Source organism: Trichormus sp. NMC-1, from assembly GCF_001858025.1.
Lineage (GTDB): Bacteria > Cyanobacteriota > Cyanobacteriia > Cyanobacteriales > Nostocaceae > Anabaena.
Genome location: NZ_LZQD01000004.1, coordinates 359,262 through 374,026 on the forward strand (window position 1 = coordinate 359,262; position 14,765 = coordinate 374,026).

Annotated in this window: 15 protein-coding genes; 7 read left to right on the forward strand and 8 right to left on the reverse strand. The window is 37.7% G+C overall.

The genetic code is table 11. The features are described from left to right. Positions 1-41 precede the first annotated feature (41 nt). On the forward strand, positions 42-395 hold the full coding sequence (locus tag A9Y75_RS15430; RefSeq protein WP_236721423.1) for a BrnT family toxin: 354 nt from the start codon (positions 42-44) through the stop codon (positions 393-395). Continuing rightward, positions 361-612 carry a CopG family antitoxin gene (locus A9Y75_RS15435; RefSeq protein WP_071190424.1) on the forward strand — a complete coding sequence of 84 codons (252 nt, stop codon included), beginning with the start codon at positions 361-363 and terminating at the stop codon, positions 610-612. The genes A9Y75_RS15430 and A9Y75_RS15435 overlap by 35 nt, the downstream gene beginning before the upstream one ends. 20 nt (positions 613-632) lie before the next feature. On the opposite strand, the gene A9Y75_RS15440 is transcribed toward A9Y75_RS15435, so the two are convergent. Further along, entirely contained in the window at positions 633-965 is a 333-nt protein-coding gene (locus A9Y75_RS15440; RefSeq protein WP_071190425.1) for a XisI protein, read from the reverse strand. Further along, positions 956-1,363: a XisH family protein gene (locus A9Y75_RS15445; RefSeq protein WP_071190426.1), complete on the reverse strand. Its 408-nt coding sequence runs from the start codon at positions 1,361-1,363 to the stop codon at positions 956-958. The genes A9Y75_RS15440 and A9Y75_RS15445 overlap by 10 nt, the downstream gene beginning before the upstream one ends. Positions 1,364-1,734: 371 nt before the next feature. On the opposite strand from A9Y75_RS15445, the gene A9Y75_RS15450 reads away from it, so the two are divergent. The 3 genes from A9Y75_RS15450 to A9Y75_RS15460 are packed head-to-tail and all read left to right on the forward strand — an operon-like array spanning position 1,735 to position 4,870. After that, positions 1,735-2,019: an HU family DNA-binding protein gene (locus A9Y75_RS15450; protein ID WP_016950232.1), complete on the forward strand. Its 285-nt coding sequence runs from the start codon at positions 1,735-1,737 to the stop codon at positions 2,017-2,019. A 26-nt stretch (positions 2,020-2,045) separates the two neighbouring features. Further along, positions 2,046-3,293 carry a threonine-phosphate decarboxylase gene (locus tag A9Y75_RS15455; protein ID WP_071190427.1) on the forward strand — a complete coding sequence of 416 codons (1,248 nt, stop codon included), beginning with the start codon at positions 2,046-2,048 and terminating at the stop codon, positions 3,291-3,293. Positions 3,294-3,346: 53 nt separating this feature from the next. Continuing rightward, positions 3,347-4,870 carry an NAD(P)/FAD-dependent oxidoreductase gene (locus A9Y75_RS15460; RefSeq protein ID WP_071190428.1) on the forward strand — a complete coding sequence of 508 codons (1,524 nt, stop codon included), beginning with the start codon at positions 3,347-3,349 and terminating at the stop codon, positions 4,868-4,870. Between the two features lie 278 nt (positions 4,871-5,148). Here A9Y75_RS15460 and A9Y75_RS15465 read toward each other — a convergent pair whose 3' ends face one another. Together A9Y75_RS15465 and A9Y75_RS15470 are read right to left on the reverse strand one after the other, a co-directional pair. After that, the gene (locus A9Y75_RS15465) at positions 5,149-6,879 is read right to left on the reverse strand and encodes a DUF3685 domain-containing protein (protein WP_071190429.1); all 1,731 of its coding nucleotides are present in this window, start codon (positions 6,877-6,879) and stop codon (positions 5,149-5,151) included. A 120-nt stretch (positions 6,880-6,999) separates the two neighbouring features. Further along, positions 7,000-7,458, reverse strand: coding sequence for a Fur family transcriptional regulator (locus tag A9Y75_RS15470; RefSeq protein WP_071190430.1), 459 nt, complete (start codon positions 7,456-7,458; stop codon positions 7,000-7,002). A gap of 1,221 nt (positions 7,459-8,679) precedes the next feature. Between A9Y75_RS15470 and A9Y75_RS15475 the strand changes: the two genes are divergently transcribed. Further along, positions 8,680-9,087 (forward strand): hypothetical protein, encoded by a 408-nt coding sequence (locus A9Y75_RS15475; protein ID WP_071190431.1) that lies wholly within the window; start codon positions 8,680-8,682, stop codon positions 9,085-9,087. 42 nt (positions 9,088-9,129) lie between these two features. Here the strand turns inward: A9Y75_RS15475 and A9Y75_RS15480 are convergent, their stop codons facing one another. Then, complete coding sequence (locus tag A9Y75_RS15480; protein ID WP_071190432.1) at positions 9,130-10,098, reverse strand: YegS/Rv2252/BmrU family lipid kinase; 969 nt, start codon at positions 10,096-10,098, stop codon at positions 9,130-9,132. Between the two features lie 429 nt (positions 10,099-10,527). On the opposite strand from A9Y75_RS15480, the gene A9Y75_RS15485 reads away from it, so the two are divergent. Beyond that, positions 10,528-11,271, forward strand: a complete 744-nt coding sequence (locus tag A9Y75_RS15485; RefSeq protein WP_071190587.1) for a cyclase family protein — start codon at positions 10,528-10,530, stop codon at positions 11,269-11,271. A 36-nt stretch (positions 11,272-11,307) separates the two neighbouring features. On the opposite strand, the gene A9Y75_RS15490 is transcribed toward A9Y75_RS15485, so the two are convergent. The 3 genes from A9Y75_RS15490 to A9Y75_RS15500 all read right to left on the reverse strand — a co-directional run bounded on the left by A9Y75_RS15490 (position 11,308) and on the right by A9Y75_RS15500 (position 14,558). Further along, positions 11,308-12,609 (reverse strand): hypothetical protein, encoded by a 1,302-nt coding sequence (locus A9Y75_RS15490; RefSeq protein ID WP_071190433.1) that lies wholly within the window; start codon positions 12,607-12,609, stop codon positions 11,308-11,310. 322 nt (positions 12,610-12,931) lie between these two features. Beyond that, positions 12,932-13,177, reverse strand: a complete 246-nt coding sequence (locus A9Y75_RS15495; RefSeq protein WP_071190434.1) for a hypothetical protein — start codon at positions 13,175-13,177, stop codon at positions 12,932-12,934. Between the two features lie 118 nt (positions 13,178-13,295). Continuing rightward, complete coding sequence (locus A9Y75_RS15500) at positions 13,296-14,558, reverse strand: proton extrusion protein PcxA (protein ID WP_071190435.1); 1,263 nt, start codon at positions 14,556-14,558, stop codon at positions 13,296-13,298. Positions 14,559-14,765: the final 207 nt, after the last annotated feature.

A 14,765-nucleotide genomic window follows, 5' to 3' on the forward strand; every position in this document is an offset into this window, starting at 1 on the left:
TGAGGGTATAGCAGTTGCCATAGCTTGTGATAGATTAAATGATGTTCACATTTGTATATACAAACGTCATTTTTATTGCTATGCTAGAAACTGTAAATGGGTTTGATTGGGATGAAGGAAACTCCAAAAAATGCTGGAATCGTGTTTCTCAAGAAGAAATCGAATATTTATTTCATCAGAAGGATGTTTTGATTACCCCAGACATTAAGCATTCTGAAGATGAAGATAGATATCTTGCTGTAGGAGTTTCCTGTAAAGGAAGGCACATTTTTGTAGCTTTTACTTTTCGCAATCGGCAAGCGGATATATTGATTAGACCAATCAGTGCGAGATATATGCACGATAAAGAGGTATTTTCCTATGAAGAAAACTTTCCCAAGAGTCAAAACGGATGAAGAAATAGAAGCACTTTTAGAAGATGACTTATCAGAATATCTTCATCCTGGAAATTTTCAACCTGTAACCTTTGAATTTAAGCCTAAAGACAAAAGTGTCAATATCAGAATGTCTGAAGAAATGTTAGAAGCTGTGAAGAAGGTTTCACAAAAAGAAGGTATCCCCTATCAACGCTATATTAGACAGGCAATAGAAAGATCATTGAGTGTTGAATAATTTGTGTATTCCATACAGCATCAATGTGTGGCAAATTCTGTAAATTCGCGCATATCAGGAGAATGAAATGCTAAGACTATATCTTCTTTTGGTACACCTTGTTCAAGCAGTAATGTAGCAATTCCAACTTCAGTGCCATCATGCTGTATCCAGATTTTGCCATCTTTAATATCAATGTGCATACTACATCCATGAGTGCGATTATTCCCGCGCCAACCAGTATGTAGTAGAAGATAGTGGTCATGTTGAGTATCTATAACTGCTTGTGCTTCAATTTCTTCTGGCGAAAATCGTCTTTCCGCTCTTTCTAAAATTAAATTCTGAATAATTTGACGATACTCTTCTACTGCCATTGTACAATTATCTCCTGTTTTGGCTCATAAACGAGTAGGTTAATTTGAGTTCTGGCAATTACTGTCCGTGTAAAACGACGCTGAAAGAATGATTTATAAACTGATTCGGGTATTGCCAGATATAGTTTTCGTTGCGGATCAAACTCTTCAAGAGCAAATTGGTAGTTAAGAAATTGCCCAAGAGCGGTATGAAACTCGGAAACATTTGAACCACCAATAAAGCTTTTGATTTCGACAGCAATCTTTTTATCTGCTCTTTGGGCTGCTAACATCTGTGCTGCTAGGTCAATTTCAAAGTCTACATCCCCAACGCTTACCTGATAAGGGTCAGCAGTGATTATCCATCCTTCTTTCTCCAAAGCAGTTCTCACTGCATTGTGAAAACGATCCTTCGCCATGCAACATTTCCTGACTCTTAACCTCAAAACATTAGTACCATTTTAATTCTAAGGACAAAAATAACTTTTATCTCCAGTCCCCAGTCCCCAGTAAGTATTTATTCCTAAAAATAGGCTGTTTCCAGGGCAACAATGAGGCAAAAAACACAAAAAATCCTGAAATCTATATAAATTAATGCTTTCATCTGTTCACTTCTGGCTACAACGCCTTAGAATGATTCATTGAAAAGTCGCGCCAATCAGATTTACAGAGATTTTGAGTGTAAAGACTCTTAAGGAACGATTTTTGTAATTCTGCAAACAGAGATTTCCGTAAAGATGCGACAAAGTGCATCCTTAAAGAATCTCCAGTAAACCTCAAGGAGTTTGATATGAACAAGGGCGAATTAGTTGATGCAGTGGCAGAAAAGGCTAGTGTCACCAAAAAACAAGCTGATGCTGTTTTAAGTGCTGCCATAGAAACAATCATTGAAGCGGTTTCCTCTGGTGATAAAGTCACCTTGGTAGGATTTGGCTCTTTTGAATCACGGGAACGCAAAGCTCGTGAAGGCCGTAACCCCAAAACCAATGAAAAAATGGAAATCCCAGCTACTAAGGTTCCCGCCTTCTCTGCTGGGAAACTATTTAGAGAAAGAGTAGCACCCCCAAAAGAGTAACTTCTGTTCTAGGAAATCTTTTTTTGATGCAACAACAAGCACACGGGGGGAATTTAGCTTGGGCAGCAGCACTGGCTGGCTGTCCCCCTGATGCTATTGTGGATTTTTCTGCCAGTATCAGCCCGTTGGGACCACCAAACAGCGTTATTGCTGCGATTGTGTCCCAATTTGGTAATCTTAGGCACTATCCAGACCCAGATTATAGAGAACTAAAACTAGCTCTGGGTCATTTCCATCAAATAGCTTCTGAGTGGATTCTGCCGGGCAATGGTTCCGCAGAATTACTCACTTTATTAGGTAGGGAATTAGCGCAATTATCCGCCACAATGTTAATTACTCCAGCCTTTGGCGACTATTACCGCACCCTAGCGGCTTACAACGCTAAAGTCCTGGAGTTTCCGGTTGATTTGAAAACAGAGAACAGGGAGACACGGGGACGCGGGGACGCGGGGAAAGAGGGACACGGAGACGCGGGGACAAAAGGACACGGGGAAAGAGGGACACGGGGACAATCTCTCTTTCTCACCCTTCAGGTTCGGAAGTTCGGACTCGACGGGAACCGCCAAGACTCCGACTTTCTCACCGCGTCTCCCCATCACCGCGTCACCGCGTCCTCTTCTTCCCCACCACCCAATTGCGGTTTACTGCTAAATAACCCGCACAACCCGACGGGAAAGTTATTTACACGGGATTCTATTTTGCCTTATCTGGAAGAGTTTGCTTTGGTGGTGGTGGATGAAGCGTTTATGGATTTTCTGCCCCCAGATGAAGAACAAAGCCTGATTGGATTGGTGCAGGAATATGAGAATTTAGTCATATTGCGATCGCTCACCAAATTTTACAGTCTCCCTGGGTTAAGGTTAGGATATGCGATCGCTCACCCTCACCGTCTCGCTAAATGGCAATCATGGCGAGATCCCTGGCCTGTCAACACCCTCGCCGCAGCCGCCGCAATTGCCGCCCTCCAAGATACAGACTTTCAAGAACACACCTGGAAATGGCTACCAACCGCCCGAAATCAACTATTTCAAGGTCTAGCCTCAATAACCGGATTACGACCCCTAGAAGGCGCTGCTAACTACTTGCTGGTAGAGTCCCAACAGTCTACTTCCCAGTTACAATCACAATTACTCCAGCAGTACCAGATTTTAATTCGAGATTGTCTGAGTTTTAAAGAATTGGGCGATCGCTTTTTCCGAGTTGCTGTCCGTTCTGAATCAGATAACCAACGCTTACTAACAGCCCTTAAATCAGTGCTGAGTGCTGAGTTTTGAGTGCTGAGTGCTGAGTTCTCCCCCTGTCCCCTGCACCCTGCCCCCTGTTCCCGATGAAGATTGATTACGATATCGTCATAATTGGCGGTAGTCTTGCCGGATACCAAGCCGCTTTAGCTGCAATTCAATTACACGCCACAGTGGCCTTAGTACAGCCTCAAGTTAACGATGAGTTGAATTATCACCATGCACTCAGCGAACTTGCTAAAAAGGCGCAGCAATCGCTTGATTTAGTAAATCTGGGGATTTTTGCCCCGCCGGTGAATTCGGCATCAGATATTTATTTCCACGGACAAAATCATCCTACAGCAGGATTACCAGCCAAATCACCACCAGCAATGTCTAATTTCGGTTCTGCCAAAGCCGTGCAAGAGGCAATGTTATATGCTCGTGGTGTAGCTGCAAATCTGTCCCACATTAATTCTCTCGCTAATTTAGCAGCCCAAGGAGTAGATATTATTTTTGACAATGGTCAATTTCAATCTTCTCCCAAATTAGGTTTTGCGGTTAAAGACCGAATTTTACGCGGACGGACATATTTGCTTGCTTGTGGTTCACGTCCAGCAATTCCAGAAATTGAAGGACTACAAGCCACTGGCTACCTAACCCTAGCTAATATTTGGCAATCTTTAGATCAATCAAACCCCCCCAAAAATTGGGTAATTATTGGTGGTTTACCTCAAAGCATTGAAATTGCCCAAACTTTAGCAAGATTGGGTGGCAACGTCATTTTAATAGTTAAACATCGCTCTATTCTTTCTCATCTTGATCCAGAAATAGCCCAATTACTACTCGCACAATTAGAAGTTGATGGTGTGCGTGTGATCACCCAAACAGTAGTAACTCAAGTACTGAAAATTGGAGATAAAAAATGGGTTCAAGCTGGAGATATAGCTATTGAAACTGATGAAATTTTAGTCGCAACAGGGCAACAGCCAAATCTAGAATCTCTCAATTTAGCAGCAGCAGGTGTGAAATTTTATCCCCACCGCTTGGTAGTCAATGAAAAACTACAAACCACCAATCACAGAATTTACGCTTGTGGTGATGCTATTGGTGGTTATGATATTGCCAATCTTGCTAATTATGAAGCTAATATTGCTTTGAAAAATGCGCTATTTTTTCCTAAATTTACTGTTAATTATCGGTCTCTTCCCTGGGGAATATCTTCTCAACCGATGGTAACACAAGTTGGTTTAACAGAAAACCAAGCTAAACGCCAATATGGTAAAAATGAAGTTTTTGTTTTAAAACAATATTTTAAAACATTAGCAGCAGCCCAAATAAAAGGCGAAATTACTGGTATTTGTAAATTAATTGTCCGTGAAAATGGGGAAATTTTAGGATGTTCTATATTAGGAGAGGAAGCAGCCGAGTTAATTAATCTAATTGCGCTGGCTATATCACAAAATATTCAAGTTAAGCATTTAGCAAATTTGGCTCCTGTATATCCCTGTTTCACGGAAATCTTGGTAGAAACTGCAAGGGAATGGGGTAAGCAAAGACTGGATAAAAATTACGCTTTACAAGAGTTTTTGCAAAGCTTTTTCTATTTTCGCCGCAATTGGAATTTATAGTGTTTTTTAACGCAGAGGAACGCAAAGTACGCGCGGAGGTACGCGGAGGGTTTTTTGTTCAGAGGGAACAGGGAACGGGCAACAGGGAATAGAAAAAACTCATGTTTAAAAACATGAGATTGAAATAATGACCGGAGGCGGAGCGGCTCCGGCTCCGCACTGTTTTTTTCGTTGCTCGTCATCTCAAAAAACATCTTTTTTTTGACTGAGCTTTAAACTCAGAACTAAAGTTTCTTATCTGTTCCCTGTTCCCTGTTCCCTGTTCCCTTTTTTTGTAGTTATTTAGTTCGTTCTTTATTGCGATTCTGGGTTTTTTCTATTAAGGAAACACTACCCATACCTTGGAGAATTCCCCGCCCTATTAAACCTAATCCTCGTCCAATTACTTGGGTAAGAATGAAGACAAATCCACTACCTAAAAAGGATAAGATTGATTGTATGCGGGGTGCAATCGCATCACGAAATTCTAGCACTAATGTCACTACTAAGGGAATACCAGAAAGTTTTGTTAACTCTTGGCTGCGAGGTGCATAAATTGATATTTTGGCAATACCACGAGGTGCAAATACAAATAATTCATAGCGGCTTTCAAAAATTTCTTGGGCTTCAGTTACATAATTACGCAATCGGTATTTCCACGATAAGTTATTTCTAAATCGTTCAATTTCTCTGGTGGAAATCATGTGCCGATCATAATAACCTTGTTTAATGGTTTCTATATCTGCTAAAAAATTTAGTAATGGCTGTACTACAGCATTGGCTACCTGAATCAACAAATTCTCTAAAATTATTGATGCTTGCGAATTTGCTTGTTCACTACCTGCTCGATAGGATATATTATCAATATACAAATCTGTTTGTAAAACTAAATAAGAAAACAACTCCACAGTTAAGGGAATTTTATTCAGAATTTGTGTTTCTACATTAGCTGCGTTATCGAGCATAAAACTGGCTATTTCTATTTTGTTATCGCCTATATATATACAGGAAAATTTCCCAAAAAAATCTCTAATTGCTTCTTGCCACAAATCAATTAATATTTTATTTTTGAAATTTTGTATTAAGTTTAATTTGACTTCATTATTGCGTAAATCATCCAATTGTTGAGACAATTTTTGCAGAATAATATAAAGTAATTCTCGTTTTTTTTCTTCCCGAAATATGTCGATTTCTAAGGGTATATCTGTGAGATTCTGTAGAGGAAACTGGAGTTTATTAACGCAGGATGTAAATACTGTAGATTGCAGCACTCTTGGACTCAGTAAGGGTGGCAAAAAAGTTGGCATCTGCTGGGAGTTTAATGGACTAATAGCGTTAGTAGGATAATTAGGTGAAGGTAGTTGTTGAGCAGGCTGTATTGGTTGTTCTTCCTTTGGTGCAGCTAATAAATGATTAACTAACCAACGAGCGGCTAACAGTTCACGTCTTTGTCCTGCGAGTATAGCTTTATCTAGTAGTGGTAGTCCAGGGATTTTTAATTGTCCTGTGACTGCGGTGAGAGTAGAGTTAATGTAGTTAATTCCTGACAAACGGACATTATTCCGCAGACTACTCAAAGGCAAAGAGGATGACAAAGACGTGACTATATACCAGTAGTAACCACCATTTGCTACTTCTTGTATAATGGGGACTAATTCAGAAATTGATATACCTTTAGGACAATAGCCATTGACACCAGTAGACTTGGCTGCTAACAGCAGTTCTTGTGTGGAGATAACACTCAGTAGTAATACAGGTATCTGGGGGTATAATGCCTTGAGTTGTTTACAGAATTGCAAACCTAGTTGCTGAGATTCCCTAGAATAACCATTACCTAACTCTAAAACTATCAAATTCACTTGGTTAGGGTCTTGAGCTATAATTTGGGCTAAAATTTGCAAGGCGGCGATATCTGTTGGGACATCAGCTACTACTTGTATATCGGATATGCTTTCCAACGCTACCCTTAACCCTAGACGAAAGATGGGATCTGGGTCGATTAGCAATAATGTCAAAGGGCGATCGTGCATATTATACTCATATACAAATACTCTTTTTTTCCCAACTAGGAATCCGATTTGAGACTTAGCTGATTAAACCTGATTGTGATCTATTAGTCATGCCTATGTCTTATGCCCAATAAGTCATAATTAATGACTATCTTCACCTGATGGTGAGTTACGATAGCCATAAAAGTTAATGGTGTAGCCAGTAATCTTCACTCCTGTTTTTACCTCAACTTGGTGGAGAAACTCTTCTGAGAGTTCCACATGAACATCGAGAATTTGATTTGTATCTATACAGTTGACGTGGCTATGGGCATCACTAATATTACCGTATAAACGTCCATCGCAATGTTCAATACACTCAATGATACCCTGACTGGATAGGGCTTCTAAATTTTGATAAACAGACGTATGTCCGATATCTTTGCCTTGTTGGTTTAAACGATCATAAATCTCTCTGGCAGAAAGATGTTCATTTGCCTGCCAAAGTAGTTCCAGAATAAAGCGCCGCTGGCGGCTGACGCGCATACCCAGAACTTGACACTGATCTATAGCATCTTCTAAGGAACGAATTGGCTGTTTAGAAATAGCTGGTTTTTGCATATTTCAATTTCTTAACTACTGGGATATTTTTCCCGTTCAATGTTGAGTGTTGATTTATTGATGTCAGGATATGAGACACGGTTTTTTTTGCTTCTACCTATCTTATTAGTATTAAGCATTGTAGTTATAACAGACTGTAGCAACTCTTTTGCTTATTTACTGTTGCATTTTTACATCCTAGCTTTAAAACAAACTCATAACAACTTTAGCTTAAAATCTTTGTTAATGTCCACCTTAGGATAGTTGTATATTATTTACTAGTAGATGTGGTGGATATCTCCGAAAACGGTCAAAGCTATTTCTAGACTGGTTTTCAGCAGACAACAGCATGATAAAGAACCGCTCTGATTTGTGAACAAGAGTCAGATCTTGGATTTCTCAGAGAAGTCGGGGATATTGTTGTATGGCATATGCCAAGCTGCGCTATCACGACTAATATAGAACTGCTATAGTAAAAAATTTTTCATTTTTATGAGCGGTATTTACTCTAGTAATATAATTATACCATCAATTCACAACTCAAAGAGGATTGCTATATAACCATTTTTATTACTATCAAAAAACAAAAATAATGAAATAAATAAAAGTAGAAAATAAATCAATAAAGACTACAGGAACGACTTACAGTAATAACTAGAAAATCAAATAAAATTTCGTTAATTATTATCTAATTTATTAATTTTAAAGAAATTGGTTTACTTGGTTCTGAAGAGATATGTTTTTCTGACTAAAGTTATACATCTTTAGTTAGATAAACCTGCTGTGTGAAACCGTTATAATTAAAGTGCAGCACCTGGCTATTATTAGTCCCGTAAGGGATACGCGGTTCATTTAATCTATATTCTTCTGGTGGGAAGGGAGTAGCTTTGACCTTTTTTTAATTAATTTTGGGTGCAAGCCCCCACTGATTGCAATTTTTAATTAATAATTTTTAATTTTTAATTGGAGCGTTCGCGCAGCGTCTCGTAGAGAAGCGACTTGACCTTTTAAAATATCCTCTTAATTTTTGTTAATTAAACTGAAGACAATTATTACTTCACATTATTAATAATCAATACAAAAAGCAGTTATTTAGTTGTTTTTTTGGATGATGAATAAATCTTCCGATAGAGAATATTAGTTAATATTTTATATTTACTTACTTCTTCAGATAGTAGATTTATATTTTCCATAACTATAATCTAGTCTCGAAGTGATGAAAACATAATGAGGACAAAATTGATGGTTAAGAAAGCAGGGAATAAAAATATTGATTCTGCTCATCGTGTTGATTCAGATTCATATGATCGGGGCATAATTCCAGCAGAAACAGCGGCGCGTATAGCCAGAGAAGGAGAAAATTATAAACAAGTTCCCACAGAAGAAAAACTCTCAAGTGCGCCTACCGATGACCAAACTAATAATGAAAGCATCCGCACCACTGATGGTTACACTATTGATCAAGAAGGGTTAGTGAATAATTATCCAGTTGAACCAGAAATGTATTATGAAGTTCCAGGGGATGCGCGCAAAGAAATAGTTAGAGATGCCGCAGAACGCGTTGAGGAACTAAGAGAAGTGAATGAAGATAAAGCCGGTGAATTAACAGAAAAAGGCGATAAACGTGGTAAAGGAACCGGCATGATTTAGTGAATATGCTCTGTTCTGGGTGCAATTACTTGATTGCACCCGTTATTCATCTGAGTGTTTTATTTCCACATTCAAATTAGGCAGTCCTTCTAATTTTTCAATGAGTATTTCTTCTTCTACTGATGGTACAAAAATCTTCAAGCCACCTGGTATGCAGTTAATTTCTACAGGAGTTGTACCAACTATTTCTCCATCTATGACTATCTTTTGCGGTGGGTCAGTTGTGATTTTAAACTGTTTACTTCGCAGATAGCCAATATCATCTCGTTCCGCTGCGGTACCGGTGGAAGCGCTTTGAAATAAATGGAACGTGGCTGCGATCGCACCAGCTTTATTATCTGGAGCTACAATGGTTAAATCTAGTAATCCATCATCAAAAATAATACCTGCTGGCCCCTGAGCTAAAACTGATGTGGGAGGTGCAGCATTTGCCACTGTCACCGCTGACGCAATAGTGCTAATTATCTTGTCTTCTGTTTCAATTTCGACAGCGAATTTCTGTAAATTTTGCAGTTGTTGGATGCCTGCTAAAATGTAGGCTATCATTCCAAAACGATTTTTGGCTTCCCTGTCTGCTTTTTCGACCGCTCCCGCTTCAAAGCCAATACCTACCAATAAAACCATCGGTCTATCATTGCAATAAGCTATATCTACTGTGCGAGTTTTACCTTCTAAAATTGTTTCACAAGCGGCGATGATTGTATTGGGAATATTTAAAGCTGCGGCAAAAGCGTTTGCTGTTCCCCTGGAAATAATGCCAAAGGGAATATCTGTATTAATTATCGCTGTTGCTGCTGCTGATAAAGTTCCATCTCCCCCGGAAACAATAATCTCCTCTACTCCCCTTTCTACCGCTGCTTGCGCTAGTTCATCAGCATCTATCTCTTCAGTTGTGAAATAAATATCTAGATCAATTGCTGGCTCTAATAATGCCCTAATTTGAGCTAATTCTAATTCTGGATTACCCTGACCCGCAACCGGATTAAATATTAGGCAGGCTGAACGATTCATAGGGCTAAAAAATAGGTTTACTCATATAGTAGTATATTGCAGGTAATGTAGTCTCCACTTCTACCTATTTATTAGACATCTCTAGAAATTAAATATTCCTTGATTGATTGCTAAATATGCGGATATTTTTCCCTAATTTTAACCTTATTTTCTCTAAATTTTACCTAAAGCTTAACCTTTTGCTTGTTCACTAATATTAAATTCACTTTTTGCTGCAACATTTAAAACCCCCATATACCTGATATTTGCAGGTATTGGGGGATTATTTATCAGATTTTGACTGAGCTTTAAACTCAGAACTAAAGTTTCTTATCTATTCCCTATTCCCTATTCCCTGTTCCCTGTTCCCTTTTTTTGTAACTGTTTTGAATTTTGACTTTTGAATTGTTTAAGATAATACCAACAACTGAATCAGAGAGGAACGCTATTATACACATCAATAAGCAAAATAGTATCGCCTATTCCTGTGTCATCCACCTGAGTCATGTTATTGACACGGGTATTCCTCAATGGCCAGGCGATCCTCCTGTCACATTTACTACTATTGCCGAATTGCAAGATGATGGTTATTATCTCCGACGTTTTTCTTTAGGGGAACATAGCGCTACTCATATTAATGCCCCTAATAGTTTTTACACGAATGGTATAAGTATTGATGAATACCCCGCCCCATCTTTGGTAGTACCTGCGGTAGTTATAGATATCTGCAAACAAGCAGCAGTGAATGCTGATTATCTCCTCACTATTGCGGATATTCAGATTTGGGAAGCAGAATTTGGGACTATTCCTACTGGTTGCACAGTGCTGCTTTATACGGGATGGCAAGCTAAATGGCTAGATAAAAACGCCTTTTTGAATCAGGACGAACATGGAAATATGCATTTTCCAGGCTTTGGGAGTGATGCAACCCAGTTTTTAATTACTGAACGCAAAATTGCTGGAGTTGGAATTGATACTCATGGTGTAGATTCAGGGCAAGATGTTAATTTTACTACTAATCGGTTGTTGTTAGAGCGATCGCACGAAGGACAGTCCCCAAGCCCATCGCTCATTGTATTAGAAAACCTGACCAATTTAGATCAACTGCCACCCCAAGGCGCTACTCTGGTGATTGGTATTCTCCGATTGCGGGGTGGTTCTGGTTCTCCTGCTGCGGTAATGGCGTTATTTTGATTTCAGCCACCACCAAGGCTTAAAACCAGAAATTTGTTACTTTTTCACCAAAATATATGCAGTAGCATATTCTGGTAATTGCTGAATATGCTGCCTAAATTCTCTTTGATTCTTAAAAATACCCGCCAAAAAATCGAGTTGAGCAAGATTGGGCAAAAACGCGCCACCTGTATCTGCAATTACTCCCATTTGTAAGCGTTTTTTTCCAGCTTGATTATACTCCATAATCACTACCCTTCCTAACCCCATATTTAATACATCCCCAGCAAAAGTTACGCCTGGTTTGATAGAGATTTTGGCATCGATTTTGTGTCCATAACCTTTAATTTGATCAACTTTTCTAAAATACCAATAACGTTTTTGTGATGTGGCTTTTAAGCCTTTAACATAAGATATGCCATTGTTTCTATCCACATTAAAAAATGCTTTAGAACCATCTGTAAAATTAATCAAGATTGTTCCCTGCATTAAGGCTTCTTCTAAACCTTCACGAGTTAAATATGCCAAAGGCTCAACTTTACCAAATTCTTTACCACCAGGTTCATAAATACCTGACAAAACATCCTGCTTCGTATATTTCATGTAAAATTTATCAGCATCTGAATTTTCTTTTAAACTATAAATTGGTATATTATATTTAGAAGTTTTGCTGCGAGAACCAGGATGGGTGAAAACAGCATATTTTGTAATTCGCAATTGCTTCTGTTTTGGCTTTTCCGGGTTATAAGCAGACCATTTAATTACTCGAAAATTAGCGTTAATAAAATTAGGATCTTGTAACCGAGTAGTGCGATTATTACTAATATCCTCCTGTAAAACTGTAATCATAAACTCTAAAGTTTTAAGTATATCTTCTAGAGTAACTCCTTGGCTTAATAACAGTCCATTTCGAGAAATATCTGGGTCTGTTTGGGCATGATCTTGGAAATATTTTCTAGTATTTGTTAGCACCGTTAATAAATCAGCTTGATTAAAACTAACTTTGGTAGTTGGCAATTTTACTGGTTTTAAAATATGATTGCCGTTCACACTATATTGATATTTTTTCCACTCATCAATAACCGAATAGAATACAGATGGATTTTTAGACTTCTGGCTGATATTTAGATCAGATATTTGCTGATTAATAAAATTACTAATTGGCGCTTCAGTCAGAGAAGTTTGAGTTTTAGCAGTATTTGACGGTTGAATAAAAGCTAAATTTGGTGTAACTTGTTGTTGCTGAATTAGCCGCTTATTCACAGACTGTGGAGTTAGATAGTTATTAGCTAAATTAGCAAGTATTAACGTGGCAACACCGGCTGTGATTTGAAATTTTTGATTGAAGAAGATACTCATAAGCCTAAATCAGGAAATTAATTTCTAAATTCGTTGGTATGGGAGAGGGAAAAGAGCTTAATAAGCTATTATACCTCAATATTATGAATTACTTTTGTCTGCTACAAAAAAGCAATTATCAACCTTTATTAGTAACAGATCAACTTAGATTTTACACTAAAACTTTCTAGAAATTCATAAACACTTATTGATATCTTGACAAATTTAATAAATGGTTAATTGACACTTATTAATCTAAAATCAAGCTGTAAAATCTTGGATGTATTTTTCTGTTAATTGGTATTTTTGTTACTAAGTTTTTAAATATTTTATGCTATGGGAATTATGGCATTGCTGATTTGATGTATGAAAATGATTTTTGATGATATCCAAACTCTTGTAGAGACGTGTTCCCTGTTCCCTGTTCCCTGTTCCCTGTTCCCTGTTCCCTGTTCCCTGTTCCCTGTTCCCTGTTCCCTGTTCCCTGTTCCCTGTTCCCTGTTCCCTGTTCCCTGTTCCCTGTTCCCTGTTCCCTGTTCCCTGTTCCCTGTTCCCTGTTCCCTGTTCCCTGTCCGTAATTATACAGCACTTCCCGATGTTATGAGGTACAGAATCAAAATTGAAACCTAGACACATTCGCTAGTTTTACTCCTGACTCCTGAATTCTGCTGTATATGCTAATTTTCCATCTTCTGAAAATTGCTCATCTACTCATCCATTTCTTTCAAAGTTGCTAATGCTGAAGGAGATAAACGGCTAAGATAGCGGAAAATCCAGTATTTAAATATCGTGTTTAGAATCACAGGAAATGTAGCGATAAATAGAAATATTCCGCTTCTACTTGCTGGTAAACCCAAATGTTCGGCTAATCCTTCTAAAAGAATTTCCCACCCATGCGGAGAGTGGAAGCCAACAAAAATATCTGTAAATAAAATAATTAAAAATGCCTTAGCACTATCACTTAAACCATAAATAATTTCATCGATAAAATATTTGACAAAGATAATATCTTTTTTGCTAAAAGCAATAACCATAGCAAAAGCAACCAGTGAAATTAAATCTGCAAATACATTACTGATAGCGCTGCTACTTTTATAATTAAATTCTGCGGCTATTTCTATAACTTTCTCCTTAAGCTTCGCTTCAAATTTTTCTGGTGAAAGTTTAGGTGCTTGACGTAGAAGACTCTCAAATTTTAATTCTCTTTCAAAAAATTTTAATTCTGTCAAAGCTTCTTCTTCCATTTCTGAATTTAGAAAAATTTGTGTTTTATTTTCAACTCTAAAATGTTCTACTATAGGCTTTACTAACAAAAGCTTGGAAAAATGCTGAGTTAATATTGGTAAAATAATCAGCAGCAATAAAAATTTGATTGCCCTTCTTGTCCTATTTCTAGAAATTCGATATTTTTTCACAAACTCTGCTTCTGCATTAGGGGCAAAATCTTGGGTAATTTTATTAATTGTGATGCCAATTGATCTAGGAATTGCCCCAGTTTTTTTAGTTGGATGTGCAGAATCTACAATATTTTTAGTTGGTGAATTTGCTGGGTTTTGAACTGCATTAGGATTAATGGGTAAAGGTTCAAAAATTGATTCATCTGGTGGAGTATACCTAGCTGTTACTTCATCAATAAATTTGAGCTTTTCTAATATACTGGAATCTGAAGTATTGATAAATGTACTGCCTAAATTAAATTCGGCTAATCTCACTTTGATAATAGTTAAATGTCTATTGAGATTTCCCTGCCAATAAGACATGACATTTTCTGTATAATTGGCTAATTCAGGAGAAATTTTTTGCCCATCAAATTGTTCTATTTCTATCTTGTGGATAGCTTGAGCCGATTCATAAGCATCTAAAATAGCTCTTTCTGGAGTATTTACATACCATTGATTAAATAAGTGCCAGTATTCTTTCACTTTTTGGCGAATCAATTTGGTTTTTTGCCCGAAAAAGGATAATTTCATGACAGCTACTTTGAAGGGTAAATTGTATTTAACGTAATATCAAAAATGAAGGGTAGAAAATTCCCAGATTAGGAAATAATCATGGTTATAGACTTGGATTTCGGCAATAATGATGATGGTACAAGATATGATTTAGGACTTTTTGCTCAAGCCGCGTGGCGTAATATAAAATTAAGATTTAGGTAGACAGACTAATAGAGTCCGGTA